Origin of the sequence: Planococcus lenghuensis, assembly GCF_001999905.1 — a bacterium.
Taxonomy (GTDB): Bacteria; Bacillota; Bacilli; order Bacillales_A; family Planococcaceae; genus Indiicoccus; species Indiicoccus lenghuensis.
Genome location: NZ_CP019640.1, coordinates 3,463,747 through 3,478,338, shown reverse-complemented (window position 1 = coordinate 3,478,338; position 14,592 = coordinate 3,463,747). Strand labels below are relative to the sequence as shown.

Below are 14,592 nucleotides of genomic sequence, written 5' to 3'. Positions count from 1 at the left end.
ATTGACTTTACTGTATACAGTATGTTACTTTTTATTTAATTCGTAATTATTAGAAAACTAATCCCCGAACCAGGTGGATGTTTTCAGAGAGAGGGGGGAATGACGAATGCTTAAATTGTTAAATAAGCAAACGGTAATTTGAAGCAAGGTCTGCAAACAACGAACGATAAAAGAGGGATAACATGAAATTTGGTCAATTTGAAGGGTTTGGAAATGCCACTGGCATGGGAAACCGCCCGGCAATAATCGTTATAGATTTTATGGACGGCTTCACAGATCCGCAATCCCCATTAGGAGCGGATTTCGATAACGAAGTAAAAGCGACCAAAGAGCTCCTGGATGCAGCCAGGAAAAGCGGAGTGCCCATTATATTCACTACGGTGATCTACGAAGAACATTTTCAAGACGGCGCATATTTCGTTAAAAAAATCCCCGCTTTGAAAATATTAAAAGAAGACAGTGATTGGGTGAAAATTGATTCCCGATTGGAACGAAGCCAAACTAAGGAACCTCTAATCGTTAAGAAATTTGCAAGCGCTTTCTTTGGCACAAATCTCTCTTCTTTGCTTTCTTATCATAGAGTTGATACGGCCATCCTGACAGGCTGTACGACTTCCGGGTGTGTCAGAGCCACGGCGGTGGATGCATTGCAGCATGGCTACCGCGTTGTCATTCCGGAAGAATGCGTAGGAGATCGATCACAAAAAGCTCATGAAGCAAATTTATACGATATACAAACGAAATACGGGGATGTTGTTCAGCTGGAAGATTTAAAAAAATATTTTTTAAATATGAAAGGGGATAAAAGGTATGTATAGAGTTGCAGTGGATGTAGGAGGAACTTTTACAGATATCGTTCTCCAGAACGAAGAGACCGGAGAGATTTACGGAACAAAAACCCCTTCGACAACAAACGATCAGTCAATCGGTCTTATGTCAGGCATCAAAAAAGTCTGTGAAGAACGCAATGTGAATATAGAGGAAATCCGCTCCATTATTCATGGGACGACTGTAGCGACTAATGCCGTGCTGGAAGAAAAAGGAGCGAAAGTCGGTTTGATTACGACAGAAGGGTTTGAACAAATCCTCCACGTAGCACGCTCATGGACACCAGCACCGATTTCTGCCTGGATGGGATTCCATAAACCGGACCCGCTTGCCGACTTAATCTATACGCGGGGAGCGAAAGAGCGTATCACAGCGCAAGGTGACGTCTATGCTGAGTTGGACGAAGCCGATGTACGGGAAAAAATTACTGATTTATATAACAAAGGTGTCGAAAGTTTAACGGTGGGACTCCTGAATTCCTATGCAAACCCATCCCACGAACAAAAAATACAGGAAATTGCGATGTCCATCGATCCTGAAATTCCTGTCACTATTTCTTACGATATCCTTCCTGAATTCAGAGAGTATGAACGCACACTTACTACGGTTATGAACTCATACGTACGTCCGCCGATGCAACATTATCTGACAAATATCGAATCTAAATTAAAAGACGAAAAAGTGAAAAGCCGGATCAGCATTGTGCGTTCAGATGGCGGTTTAATGAGTATTCCCGCCGCATCTTCGCGTCCGGTGCACACAATGCTGTCTGGTCCATCTGGAGGAGTTACCGCATCTGCAATGATCGGTGTCCAAGCAGGCTATGAAAATGTCATTTCTTTTGATATGGGTGGAACTTCAACGGATGTATCACTGACCCATGCAGGAAAGCCCAAGGTGTCGAGAGAAACAAAAATCGGTGTGTTCCCGGTCAAAGCACCTTCATTGGAAGTTGAAAGTATCGGAGCCGGCGGTGGTTCAATCGCCCACGTCCCAATGACGGGTGCATTGCGGGTCGGGCCGCAAAGTGCAGGTTCAACTCCGGGCCCTGCGTGTTATGGACGCGGAGGCACAGAGCCGACTGTAACGGATGCAAACGTAGTTCTTGGTTATCTGCCGCCAAGCTTGGTGGGCGGTGAAATGAAGTTGGATGTCGAAAAATCCATGGAAGCAGTCCAGTCGGTCGCGGAAAGATTGAATGTGGACGTCTATGCGGCGGCTAAAGGTATTTACGACATCGTCAATGAAAATATGTACGGTGCAATTCGTGTAGTGTCGGTGGAAAAAGGCTATGATCCCCGGGAGTTTTCTTTATTGGCTCTGGGAGGGGCAGGTCCGCTTCATGCCAATGCCTTGGGTAAATTATCCGGCAGCTTCCCTGTCATCATTCCGCCGATGCCAGGAGTTCTTTCCGCTCTTGGATTCTTGCAGTCTGTCATCCGGAACGAGTTCTCAAAGACATTTATCCATTTATTGAGCGCGCTGCAAGTGGAAACTGTTCTATCGGAGTTGCGTGAACTGGGTGATAACTGCACGAATTGGTTATCGGAGGAAGGTGTGCCGGAAGCTCAGCGAACAGTCAAACACGAAGTGGATGTCCGCTACTATCGTCAAGGCCATGAAATTCCGATTGAGTTGAATATGGAAGAGATTCGCGAAAAAGGATTAGTCGCTATCAAAGAGAAATTTGATGATATACATGAAAAGGCCTATGGATTCAAGATGGATTCCGAAGTTGAAATCGTTAATATCCGGGCTGTGGCGTTAGGTGAAGTGAAAGCGCTGAAGCTTCCGAGTAATGAGGCAGGAAGTGAAGATGCATCGGATGCCATCATTGATAAAGAACATCAGGCATATTTTGAAAAGGAGTTCTTGAATACTCCGATTTATGCGCGTGAACTATTGAAGCCGAATAACAAAGTGCATGGTCCTGCAATAATCATCCAGAAAGACAGTACAACACTTGTCATGCCTGGAAATGTCGGCGTTGTTGACCAATACATGAATCTTTTGATCAAAGAGGAGGCATAATCACATGACAAAAATAGATTCGATCACAGTTGATATTATTGAAAACGCCTTGAAGAACATAAAAGAAGAAATGGACGTGACCTTATTCCGTTCGGCCATGTCACCGGTAATCCGTGAGCAGCATGACTGCTTCCCGATGATCACAGATGCTGAAGGCAAGATGGTGGTGGGTAATTTCGGTTCGCATATTCCTGAAGTGACAAACCAGTTTCCTGAAGGTATGCATGAAGGGGATGTCATTTTTGTGAGCGATCCCTACAGCTGTGGAGGATCTGTTTCCCACGTCAACGACTGGATGATCATTCTCCCGATTTTCCATCAGAAAAAACTGGTCGGTTATTCGTCCATGTTCGGCCACGTCATTGATGTCGGAGGGCCGGTGCCTTCAAGTATGCCGGTCACCGCGACAAGCATTTATGGAGAAGGCATCCGCTTCCCGCCAGTGAAGCTTTACGACAAAGGTGTATTGAATGAAGCAATCATCAAAATCATTAAAGCCAATACGCGCACACCGCTGGAAAACTACAGTGATCTCATGGCACTGGTGGCGTCCTGCCGAACAGCTGAAAAGCGCGTCAAGGAATTATGCGAACGGTTTGGCGAAGAGCCTTACGCAGAGGCTTTGGACGCGTTGCTCGATCGTACAGAAAAAATGATGCGTCATCTGATCGCCAATTTCTTGCCGACGACGCCGGTGTCCTTCGAAGATTACATTGATGACGACGGCTTGAATAATGGGCCGTTCAAGATGAAGCTGACAATGTGGCGTGAAGGGGATAATGCGTATTTCGATTGGACGGGAACCGATGAGCAGGCTCCAGGTCCGATCAACTATTACTTGAGTGAGCCTATGTTCAAAATGTTCATTGGATCGTTTCTGATTTCCGTCTATGACCCGGCGATCAACTTTAATGATGGATTCTATGATCTGCTTCACATCGAAACGCCGGAAGGAACGCTGATGCAGCCAAAATCCCCGGCAGCTCTGGGATGCCGTACCCATGCGCTAAGCCGTCTGTTTGACGTATTGAGTGGCGTACTGGCGGTCAATTCTCCCGAAAGCAGTCCGGCAGCCGGATATGGCACAAGCCCTTATTTCATCTTCTCGGGAATCGATGAAAAGGACCGTCCATTCAATCTTATGGAAGTCATGTACGGAGGACTGCCTGGCAGACCGATTGGTGATGGGCTTGATGGGCATTCGTGGTGGCCGGCATTTGTCAATATTCCAACAGAATATCTCGAAACTTACTACCCATTAATGGTGAATTCGTATAAAACCGGAACAGACTCAGGGGGAGCAGGTAAAAATAGAGGCGGTAACTGTAACGAGAAACTTTATACCATTCTATCTTCGGGGATTATCTCCATCCATGATGACCGTGCCAAAATTCAGCCTTGGGGCATCAACGGAGGAGAGCCCGGATCTTCTTCATCAAAAGTGCTGATCAAGAAAGATGGGACGCAGATTCCATTGCCTTCAAAAGTCGATAATGTAGAAGTTGAAAAAGGGGATCAGATTCTCTTTATCACAGGAGGAAGCGGAGGCTACGGAAATCCGCTTGAACGCGATCCTGAGAAAGTGAGACTGGATGTCGCACGGGGGTTGGTCAGCAAAGAGAAAGCGCTGAAATCCTATGGTGTTCAACTGGACGGGCAATTAGAAGTGGATCATAAGGAAACAGAATCTATACGTGCACAGATGGCAAAAGAAAATGGAGAACCAGAATCCTTCAATTTTGGAGATCGTGATCAAGTACTGGTAAAACTGTAAAAGAAAAGGAGCGCCTTGTTCCGGCAAAGTGCTTGTTGTTCAATAAAGAATCGGAGGTGCCGAAAATGGCTAAAGCGACAGAAACACCTGATGTGGACGAAACAACTGAAACGGCAGAAAGGCTGCCTTTGGAAGGAATAAGAATACTTGAACTCGGCACATTATTGGCAGGTCCTTTCACCGGGCGTATGCTTGGAGACTTTGGAGCGGAAGTCATCAAGATTGAAGCTCCTGATAAAGCGGATCCGATGCGTCAATGGGGAAAACAAAAAGACGGCGAAGGTCTGTGGTGGCCGATTCAATCCCGTAACAAAAAATCGATCACTTTGAATTTAAGAACGGAAGAAGGGCAAGAAATTTTCAAGGATCTTGTAAAGGAAGCTGATGTCATTATCGAGAACTTCCGTCCAGGAACGATGGAGAAGTGGAACCTTTCCTATGAAATCCTTTCCGGGATAAACCCTGGAATCATCATGACAAGAACTTCCGGGTACGGACAGACAGGACCCTATCATAAACGGGCAGGCTTCGGCAGTGTTGGAGAAGCTATGGGCGGCATCCGTCACATAACAGGATTTCCGGACCGGGCACCGTCAAGAATCGGTATTTCTTTGGGTGATACGCTGGCTGCGCTATTTGCCACGATCGGGACGTTGACTGCCCTTCATGAAAGGAACCATTCAGGAAGAGGGCAAGTTGTCGATACGGCCATCTATGAATCTGTATTCTCCGTGATGGAAAGTACTATACCTGATTATTTATTGGCTGGTTATGTACGTGAACGGATGGGCAATATCCTGCCGGGCGTTGCTCCTTCCAATATTTATCTGACCAAGGAAGGAACCTATATCGTCATCGGGGCAAATGCGGACGGAGTATTCAAACGACTTTGCGAAGCGATGGGCAGACCGGAGTTGTTTGAAGATCCTAAATATCATACACACCATGCCCGAAGTGCCAATATGACAGAATTGGATCAATTGATCGAAGAATGGACGAAAACACAGGAAACAAAAGAAGTCCTGGAACTATTGGCTGAAAAAGGCGTACCTTCCGGGCTTATTTATTCCGCAAAAGATATTGTGGAGGATCCTCATTATCAGGCGAGGGAAATGATCATAACAACTGAACATCCGACACTCGGAGAGTTTCCGATGCCCGGGATTGTTCCGAAACTCAGCCGTACACCTGGAAAAGTAAAGCATGTCGGTGCAGAAACGATGGGTAAATATAATGAAGAAATATATGGGAATCTACTAAAGTATGATGAAGAAAAATTGGCGGAACTGAAAGGGAACGACATTATTTAAAGCCGGGAGTGAAGGGATAATGGGTAGAACATTATACGAAAAGATTTGGGATCGGCATGTAGCGGTGAAGCAGGAAGCGCAGCCCGATATCCTGTATATCGATCTTCATCTTATCCATGAAGTTACTTCTCCTCAAGCTTTTGATGGTCTCCGAATGAACAACCGTCGGGTTCGGCGTCCTGATCGGACGGTTGCCACGATGGACCATAGTGTGCCGACTTCAGACCGCGATAAGCCATTCGAAGATAAAATTGCTGAAAAACAAGTACATGCCCTCCGTCAGAACTGCAAAGATTTCGGCATAAAATTATTCGACCTTTTTAGCCGCCAACAGGGCATTGTCCATGTGATCGCTCCGGAAATGGGATTGACACAACCAGGACAAACAATCGTATGCGGCGATAGCCATACAGCCACCCATGGCGCGTTCGGTACTTTAGCTTTTGGAATCGGGACGAGCGAAGTGGAGCATGTTCTTGCAACACAGACATTAAAACAGGCCAAGTCGAAAACTTTAGCAGTCAACTTTGTCGGCGATCTCCCGATGGGTACGACTGCGAAAGATCTGATATTGGCATTGATCGGTAAATATGGGCATGATTTCGGGACGGGTTATGTCATTGAATACAGAGGAAAAGCTATCAGAGCTTTGTCGATGGAAGAGCGTATGACAATCTGTAATATGTCAATCGAAATCGGTGCCCGCGCCGGCCTTATTGCACCGGATCAAACTACTTTCAACTACCTTAAGCAAAGACCGCATGCACCTAAAGACAAAGAATGGGAAGAAGCAATGGACCTATGGTCGGAATTATACAGTGACGAAGATGCTGTATTTGACCAATCAGTAGACTTTGATTGTACCGAAATCGAACCCCAAGTGACTTGGGGAACAAATCCGGGGCTTGTAGTGTCCGTCAATGGACAGGTTCCTGATACAAAGGATTTCCCGGTCGAAAAAAGAAGGATGATTGAAAACTCATTGGAATATATGGATCTTCAGCCCGGCACTTTGATGACGGATATTAACGTGAATACGGTTTTTATCGGCTCCTGCACAAACAGCCGAATTGAAGACTTGCGTGAAGCGGCAAAAATTGTGGACGGCTATAAAGTGGCTGATGGTGTCCGGGCAATGGTGGTTCCCGGATCGCAAATGGTGAAACAGCAGGCGGAGCAGGAGGGGCTGGCGAAAATTTTCATCAATGCCGGATTTGAATGGCGGGAAGCGGGATGCAGTATGTGTCTGGGGATGAATCCGGACATTGCAAATCCTGGAGATCGTATTGCTTCAACCTCAAACCGGAACTTCGAAGGACGGCAGGGAAGGGATTCAAGATCTCACTTGGTCAGTCCGCCGATGGCTGCGGCAGCTGCCATCAAAGGCCATTTTGTCGATGTCCGGAACTGGCAGACAAAAATCGCGGAGGAAGTGTGATATGGAAGCTTTTAAAAAAACCACCGGCATCGTTGCGCCGCTTGACCGTGCCAATATCGATACTGACGCTATTCTGCCAAAGCAGTTTCTGAAGCGCATTGAAAAACGAGGATATGGGCAGTATTTGTTCTATGACTGGCGATATACGCAAAACGGAGAGTTGAATCCGGAATTTCTTTTAAATAAACCCGAGTACCGAAACGCTCAAATTCTGCTGACAAGGGAAAACTTTGGCTGTGGCTCATCGCGTGAGCATGCTCCTTGGGCACTTGAAGATTTCGGCTTCAAAGCGATCATAGCACCTTCTTTCGCGGATATTTTCTATAATAATTGCTTTAAAAACGGTATCTTGCCGATTGCACTGTCGAATGAAAAAATTCAACTGCTCTTTGAAAAAGCAGAAGCGGATGAAGATTATCACCTGACAGTGGATTTGGAAAAGCAAATTATCCAGGACGCTGATAGAATCGAAATGCAATTTGAAGTGGATGATTATCGCCGTGATATGCTGCTTAATGGTTTGGATGAAATATCGGCAACCATACAATTCGAAAAAGAAATTACCGAGTTTGAGAAGGGACACCGTGTCTTTTATTCCATATAAACCTAGTCCCTTATTGGCATTGCTACATGCTGGAGGGTATGACGATACTAAATTAAACGTTTTCTATGGGAACTTCGTTTAAGCGCATAAAACACTTTGTGTAAAGGAGTAATAAGAATATCCCTGGTACATTACTCGGCAGAAGTGCTAGGGATAATGAGGGAAGCAATGAAATCGTATATAACTGCAATTGGCCAGTAAACAAGTTTTTTGTTAAAAAGAGAGAGGACTGGACGGCAGGATATAGCATTCAGCTTATGGAATGGACTGCTGACCAGTTAGTAAAGCTCTTTGGAAGTGAACCGGAGCTTTCCAGGATGAAATCGCTCCCTTGTGGAAGAAGCAATGCAGTCTGCTCACGGAGATTATAGAGAAAAATTAGCCACATTCAGTGAAATTAGCCGACTTCCAAGGTGATATTTGTATGTTTATTGAGTAAAATAAATAGTTATCCTTGAATGAAACACGGGAAGAGGTTGCAGTGATTTGACCGGTTATGCTGGTTCGGAAATGTGTTTGGAAATAGAAGGACGTCCGCAAAGTGGTTCATCACTTTTGCGGATGTCCTTTTTTGCTCATTCCTCCCTTCTCACTTCGTGTATTACCTGAACTTTTACAAACGGTGTTAAACAGGTTCCTAAAATTTCGTCCATCTATTAATAAGAACCTCCATAATGTGTTATTCTAAAATAAAACAAAAAATTCAAATAGCGGCGTAAAATTCCTGGTTATAGAGAAATAACTTTTCTTCTGCATGGCTTTATTGAAAAAAAGAGGCGAAGTGATATTGGGAGGAAAGGCGAGGCTAGAGTCCATACGCATGACTAATTATAACCCACAAAACAGGGATGCCAGCGGGCGCTATATGCTATTGAATGAATGGACGAGCGTTTCCGATGTTGGAAAAACGTTTGATGGCCGGGTTTTTTCGATGGCACAGTACGTGGAAACTGAAGAAAAACACATAAAAGCGTTGATACCACAATGGAGAAACTGAGGCTAACCCACCTGAAGATCGTTTCCTTGGAAAATTATTTCGACAAAACAGATATGGGGTTGATAGAGGGAAGAACCATGCTTCGGCATCTGGCCAGGGAGTTAGTCAAAATGATCCTCAAAGAAAAAGTATCGAAGGTTTATATGTTGAAGACGTAAGTTCTCCTTACTACGGAGAATGAGATGTAAGAACAGTGCAAGACAAAGACTACATTGTAATACAGAGGTGAATTGAGTTTAAGTTACATAGAATCTTTTAAAACACGCTATGAAGCGAGAGCGGCTGGAAAGGGGGAAAGCGCTTGGCAAAGAACACTTTGGTTCAAAGCGAAATCAGCGGGTATATCTCCAATCTACTCCGTGCCCATTTCGGGAAAGGCCCGACTGCGGTTTACGTCACCATTGAACATTCGTTTATCAGCATCCACTTCCGCGGTTTTTTAGCGGCGATGGAGAAGAACATGATGGACCAGAACGAGCTGAGAAAGGTGCTGGTTACCAGAAACTTGATTATCCGCAACCTTGAGCCGGAAATTATGGACAAGATCGAGGAACTGACAGGGAGCCGGATTCAGGAATTCTATACGGACTGGAATTTCGAGAAAGAAACAGGCCTGATCATCGGTGTGATTGATGGCGAGTTCGAGAAACAGCCCTCGGCCGAACCGGATTCCGTGAACGAACAGGCGCTGCGGAATTACATAGACCGGGCAAGCGGTATCACACAGAAAACGCCTGCCCGGACCGATCTCTACTGGCTGGACAATCGCACGCTATTGGTCCGCCGTTCGGAGATCCTGCTGGAAATTGAAAAAGAGTTCATCCGAAGCGGGTTCCTGGAAGAGTTGAAGTTCTCAAGAAAGCAGCTGGAGAATAGAGCTTTTCAGGAAGCCGAACCGGAAACCGTGTTGGAGGGGAGCATTGAAGAAATGTTCTTGTTCTGGAATTTTGAAAAAGACCAGGGGTATACCGTCTTCCGGCTCGGCAAAAAGAAGGAATGAAGGGGAGGCTGGCTTTTTTCTGAAAAAACCTTCCCAGCACGCATACAAGCCAGTGGGATATACGCAAGTCTTTTGGAATCGGAATTCGGGAAGAGACCCGGGTTACATGTCTTTACTTGCAAGTGAATAATGAAGCGTCACGTAATTAAAGGAGGACAAAAAGTGGACAAACCGGTCATCATCATAGGTGCGGGTTTAAGCGGGTTGCATGCCGCATCTTTATTGACTAAACAAGGAATCAACTGCAAGATTCTGGAGGCGAGGGACCGGATAGGCGGCCGGGTTTTAAGTCTGCCTGTTCCAGACAGACCGGATCTTGGAAGATTCGACCTCGGCCCGACGTGGTTTTGGCCGCAGTATGAAAGCCGGATTACCGAGCTTGTTGAAGAGTTGGGTTTGGAGACGCTTGTTCAAAATAATGACGGCGATGTGCTGGTGGAACGGTTTCAGATCAAGCCGCCGGAGCGCTGTGCTTTGCAGGAAAATATGGATGAAAGGGGCGTCCGTTTGGCTGGGGGCATCCAGTCGTTGATCGAGGCGCTTGCAGCGAAAATTCCTGCGGAAACCATTGAGCTGGAGACGCGCGTCAAAAAAGTACGATTGGATGAGTCGGGGAATATCACAGTTGAAGCTGAACATGCCGACGGAAAGGCAGAAAGCATTCAGGCACAAGCTGTCATTTTAGCGTTGCCGCCACGGCTTGTGGCGCGTCACATTGCGTTTTCCCCGGCCCTTCCAGGCGATCTGCTTGCCGATATCGCGGAGAAACCAACATGGATGGGATCCCAGGCCAAGGCCGTTGCCGTCTATGACCGGCCGTTCTGGAGAGAATCCGGGCTTTCCGGGCTTGTTTTAAGTTCCGTTGGTCCGATGCAGGAGATCTATGACGCTTCACCGGCAAATGGAGCAGGTGCCCTGTTCGGTTTCTTCGGGATGCCAGCGGAAGTACGTGAACAGATGGGCCAAGAAAAAGTGCTGAAATTGGTGGCGGACCAGCTGGTGAAGCTCTTCGGCAGTGAAGCGGAAAATCCACAGGCGATCCTTTATAAAGATTGGGCCGGCGATGCTGAAACGGCCGTTGAAGAAGACGCCAGTCCTTTCAAGAATTATAAGAGCTATGGCCAGCCACCGGCAGCGGGGGTATGGGAAAAGAAACTGGTCTTTGCCGGTACAGAGACGAACGCGGCGTACAGCGGCCATCTTGAAGGGGCCCTTCAGTCAGCTGAACAGGCAGTCTCCAAAATAAGCGGGTTGAATTAAATCGCATCTCTATATAATAATAGAAACTCTTCAGTTTATTCACGGCAAATGTATAAAAAGAAGCCATCTCTAATAGAAGCAATGGGCTTATGGGGCGGCTTTTGCATTTTTACTGGAAATGAGAAATAGGCATTATTGAACGGAGCACAGGGAAGGATTATTCAAGGCAGGCCGCTTCTTCTAAAAAGTCATTTAACACACCCTAAAAGCACAAAGCAATTAAAAGGACAGCAGACTCAGTACAAGTCAGCTGTCCTTTTTCTTTATGAATTCTGTTTTACCCAGTAAGCTGCTTTATTTGTGGAAGGTGTCGGCGGGAATTGATCCCCTTTGTCCATGTCAAGCTCACCTTCGTCGCTGTCAGGCTGCTCGGCATCTTCGTCATTCATATAGCTGTCAAAGACGTATTTTCCGCTCTCAGGTGCTACTTCTCCTGTTTTAAAACGTTCTTGATTGGCCATTTCATATCTTCTCCTAGTAAGTTTCCTCCATAAAGACAGTTCTCGCTACTTCTCCTTCTAAACGAGATAAGAAGAAAACAGGTATTTTTAACTGTAAATAAATTACAGGTAATGAAAATCTCTTACTTGGGAATGCGTGATTGTAACCCTTTAGAATGAACTTGTCATTTAAAGCGAGAAGACTCCCGTTTCAGAGAACTGTACGGGCAACGACCGGCAAGCAAATGGAAGATGGTTCGTTTTTTAAAATTTCAACCACCTATAACCCCTGTTTGTTCGCTTTTCGCATGCTGGAACAGATACACAGACTCAGAGGATGGGACTGTGGGTCAAACACCTGTGACTGAATCTGTTCTTCCGGTTTAATTGCCTATAACTTTACCCGTTGTTCCATAATGCAGCGGTTCCATGCTCTCCAGTTTGTTCAGTGCCCATTTGGCGAAGCCGGGTGCCACTTATACAAAAAGGCCCTCTTATTTTACAGTCACTTATTTCCAAAGACCATCGCTTTACAGAGGTTACACTTATATCTACTATCCTATATTTTTTCGAAAATATAGAAAATAAGCGTTTAAAAAAGAAGAAGTCGGATAAACAAGGACTAGAAGGATTATAACTAAAATTTTTCGGAGGAGGAATTGAAGATGGCAGACAACAAAGACAACAATAACCGTAATCGCAATGAAGACGACAAAATGAGTGTTGAGGAAGCGGGACGCTTAGGCGGCGAAGCGACTTCCGAGAATCATGACAAGGAATTCTACCAGGAAATTGGTCAAAAAGGCGGCGAAGCGACGTCTGAGAGCCATGACAAGGAATTCTATCAGGAAATTGGTCAAAAAGGCGGCGAAGCGACGTCTGAGAGTCATGACAAGGAATTCTATCAGGAAATTGGTGAAAAAGGCGGCGAACGCCGCGGAGACGACGACAATTCATAAGCGGAGCCTTATGGATAGAAACAGGAAGGCGCAATCTGCGCCTTCTTTTTTTGGTTTTTCGGCAAAACCGCCTTTGACCAGGAAGGACTTGCGATGGGATGCAGATAAATTATCCTTACTCCATCGTCTGGATACCGACGATTTCCCTGGCCGCAATCCGGTATTCATTGAACGGATCCTCAAACACGAGCAGCTTCTGCGCGCTGTTCACTTCCTTGATCACGCCGCGGTGGAACTGGAATTTATGGTCCCGCCACGTCTTCAGTTTCACTTCACACCGGCGGGTGAGGGCCGTCTCGATCTCTTCCTGGATAAGTTCGAGATCGTCTGCCGTGAGTTCCGGTTTCGTGTCCTGACCGTCTTCCGCGTACCAGTCCCGGAGCAATTGGTTATGTTCCGGCAGCATCATGCCCTGCCATTTCACCATACCGCGGTCCTTGATGTCCCCCTGCAGCTTCATGTGCCGATTTTGCTTCATGATGCATCATTCCCTTCCCGTTTTTTATGGCCGCCGAGCAGGCCGGCCCGTGATACCGCTGTCCCGGCTTCCGTATAGGACACGGCGCGCAGGAGGGCGGTGGAACCGTACTTCCGACGGATGGCGTCCATCACGGCCGCGAGTTTCCGCCGCCGCCATTTCTGCGCTTCGAACAGGCTCAGCTGCATCGACGTCTCGTCCTCCAGGGTGCCGACCGACACGGTGATGCTGCGCACCGGCTTGTCTTGGTAATGGTCATGGAACAGCGCCTGGCAGACGCGGTAGATCTGCATCGTGTCATTCGTCGCCTCGTCGATCGACTTGGAGCGGGAGAACCCGCCGCCGAACACCGCTTTGCTGTAGCCGATGCCGAGATGGATCATGCGCCCCGCTTTGCCGGCTTCCCGCGCCCGCCGTGCGACTTCCTCGCACATCTCGAGCAGCACGGTCATGATATCTTTCTCTGTTATGTAATCCCGGTAAAGCATCTGCCCTTTGCTGAAACTCACCGGTTCCGCCTGCGCATCCTGCTCGCGCAAATAGCTGAAATCAATGCCGTGGGCGTGCTGATACAGTTGATGCCCGATTACGCCGAAGCGTTCCTCCAGCTGTTTCAGGTCGGCTTGCGCGAGATCGCCGACGGAAAAGATGCCCATGCTGTTCAGATTATATTCCATCCGTGAACCAATGCCCCACATCTCGCTGAGCGGCGTGACCGGCCATAATTTTTCCGGCACGTCCTCCAGCCGCCACCACGCGAATCCGGTCTTCTTCGCTTCAAGGTCGAGCGACAGCTTCGCCAGCAGCATATTCGGACCGACACCGGCCGCCGATGGCAATTGGAACTGCCGGTACAGCTCATCCTGGATATGGCGAATCGTCTCTTCCGGCGGCCCCCACAGTTTTTCCGTGCCGGTCAGGTCAATAAAGCATTCATCGACACTGTAGACGTGGATCGCCGTCTTCGGCACATACTCCCCGATCAGCTTCGTAATCTCCATCGACACTTCCAGAAAGAAATCCATCTTCGGCTCAAGCAGGTAAATGTCCGGATCACCCGGTATCTCATACAGCCGGGTGCCGGTGCGGACGCCGAACCGCCGCTTCATCTCCGGTGACACAGCCAGCACGACACTGCCGTTCCTGTCCAGGTTTGCGACAACCGCGATGCAGTCCCGGAGCGGGTCGAGCCCATGCTCCACCGCCGCGCAGCTCGCATAGAAACTCCGCATATCAAGGCAGGCAATCACACGTTCACGATCAGAGGATTGAGCAGTCATCCAAATCACTCCCGTGATAGAACGTTTGTTCTTATCATATAGTATGCCCGGTTAAGCGACAATAAAAACTTGCAGAAAGATTAATTTTATAATTAATGATCTTGGGGGTATTTTGGTTTTTGTTTCTAAAGTAAAGAGTAGGCTTGAATTATGAAAGTCTCCGATATACGAAAGCATTTACGTAGGAGTATAA

General features: G+C 47.1%; 12 protein-coding genes and 1 pseudogene. 10 read left to right on the top strand and 3 right to left on the bottom strand.

The features are described 5' to 3' along the window. The first annotated feature begins 182 nt into the window (after window positions 1–182). The 9 genes from B0X71_RS17535 to B0X71_RS17495 all read left to right on the top strand — a co-directional run bounded on the left by B0X71_RS17535 (window position 183) and on the right by B0X71_RS17495 (window position 11,242). Window positions 183–818 (top strand): isochorismatase family protein, encoded by a 636-nt coding sequence (locus B0X71_RS17535; RefSeq protein WP_077590639.1) that lies wholly within the window; start codon window positions 183–185, stop codon window positions 816–818. Further along, entirely contained in the window at window positions 811–2,859 is a 2,049-nt protein-coding gene (locus tag B0X71_RS17530; RefSeq protein ID WP_077590638.1) for a hydantoinase/oxoprolinase family protein, read from the top strand. The genes B0X71_RS17535 and B0X71_RS17530 overlap by 8 nt, the downstream gene beginning before the upstream one ends. Window positions 2,860–2,863: 4 nt before the next feature. Beyond that, window positions 2,864–4,633: a hydantoinase B/oxoprolinase family protein gene (locus B0X71_RS17525; RefSeq protein ID WP_077590637.1), complete on the top strand. Its 1,770-nt coding sequence runs from the start codon at window positions 2,864–2,866 to the stop codon at window positions 4,631–4,633. A gap of 65 nt (window positions 4,634–4,698) precedes the next feature. Continuing rightward, window positions 4,699–5,943 (top strand): CaiB/BaiF CoA transferase family protein, encoded by a 1,245-nt coding sequence (locus B0X71_RS17520; protein ID WP_077590636.1) that lies wholly within the window; start codon window positions 4,699–4,701, stop codon window positions 5,941–5,943. Between the two features lie 19 nt (window positions 5,944–5,962). Then, window positions 5,963–7,381: a 3-isopropylmalate dehydratase large subunit gene (gene leuC, locus B0X71_RS17515; protein WP_077590635.1), complete on the top strand. Its 1,419-nt coding sequence runs from the start codon at window positions 5,963–5,965 to the stop codon at window positions 7,379–7,381. A gap of 1 nt (window position 7,382) precedes the next feature. Then, on the top strand, window positions 7,383–7,985 hold the full coding sequence (gene leuD, locus B0X71_RS17510) for a 3-isopropylmalate dehydratase small subunit (protein WP_077590634.1): 603 nt from the start codon (window positions 7,383–7,385) through the stop codon (window positions 7,983–7,985). An 820-nt stretch (window positions 7,986–8,805) separates the two neighbouring features. Further along, window positions 8,806–8,982 carry a hypothetical protein gene (locus B0X71_RS17505; RefSeq protein ID WP_156889912.1) on the top strand — a complete coding sequence of 59 codons (177 nt, stop codon included), beginning with the start codon at window positions 8,806–8,808 and terminating at the stop codon, window positions 8,980–8,982. 301 nt (window positions 8,983–9,283) lie between these two features. Continuing rightward, a complete protein-coding gene (locus B0X71_RS17500; RefSeq protein ID WP_077590632.1) occupies window positions 9,284–9,982 on the top strand; it encodes a Na-translocating system protein MpsC family protein in 699 nt (232 codons plus the stop codon). A gap of 162 nt (window positions 9,983–10,144) precedes the next feature. Then, window positions 10,145–11,242, top strand: a complete 1,098-nt coding sequence (locus B0X71_RS17495; RefSeq protein WP_077590631.1) for a flavin monoamine oxidase family protein — start codon at window positions 10,145–10,147, stop codon at window positions 11,240–11,242. A 263-nt stretch (window positions 11,243–11,505) separates the two neighbouring features. On the opposite strand, the gene B0X71_RS17490 is transcribed toward B0X71_RS17495, so the two are convergent. Then, window positions 11,506–11,703 carry a YjzC family protein gene (locus tag B0X71_RS17490; protein WP_077590630.1) on the bottom strand — a complete coding sequence of 66 codons (198 nt, stop codon included), beginning with the start codon at window positions 11,701–11,703 and terminating at the stop codon, window positions 11,506–11,508. 644 nt (window positions 11,704–12,347) lie between these two features. On the opposite strand from B0X71_RS17490, the pseudogene B0X71_RS17485 reads away from it, so the two are divergent. Then, window positions 12,348–12,629 (top strand): annotated as a pseudogene (locus B0X71_RS17485) (KGG domain-containing protein); the annotation flags it as partial. A gap of 127 nt (window positions 12,630–12,756) precedes the next feature. On the opposite strand, the gene B0X71_RS17480 reads toward B0X71_RS17485, so the two are convergent. Both B0X71_RS17480 and B0X71_RS17475 read right to left on the bottom strand, forming a co-directional pair. Next, a complete protein-coding gene (locus B0X71_RS17480) occupies window positions 12,757–13,119 on the bottom strand; it encodes a YolD-like family protein (RefSeq protein WP_077590628.1) in 363 nt (120 codons plus the stop codon). Next, window positions 13,116–14,399 carry a Y-family DNA polymerase gene (locus tag B0X71_RS17475; protein WP_077590627.1) on the bottom strand — a complete coding sequence of 428 codons (1,284 nt, stop codon included), beginning with the start codon at window positions 14,397–14,399 and terminating at the stop codon, window positions 13,116–13,118. Before B0X71_RS17475 ends, B0X71_RS17480 begins: the two co-directional genes overlap by 4 nt. Window positions 14,400–14,592: the final 193 nt, after the last annotated feature.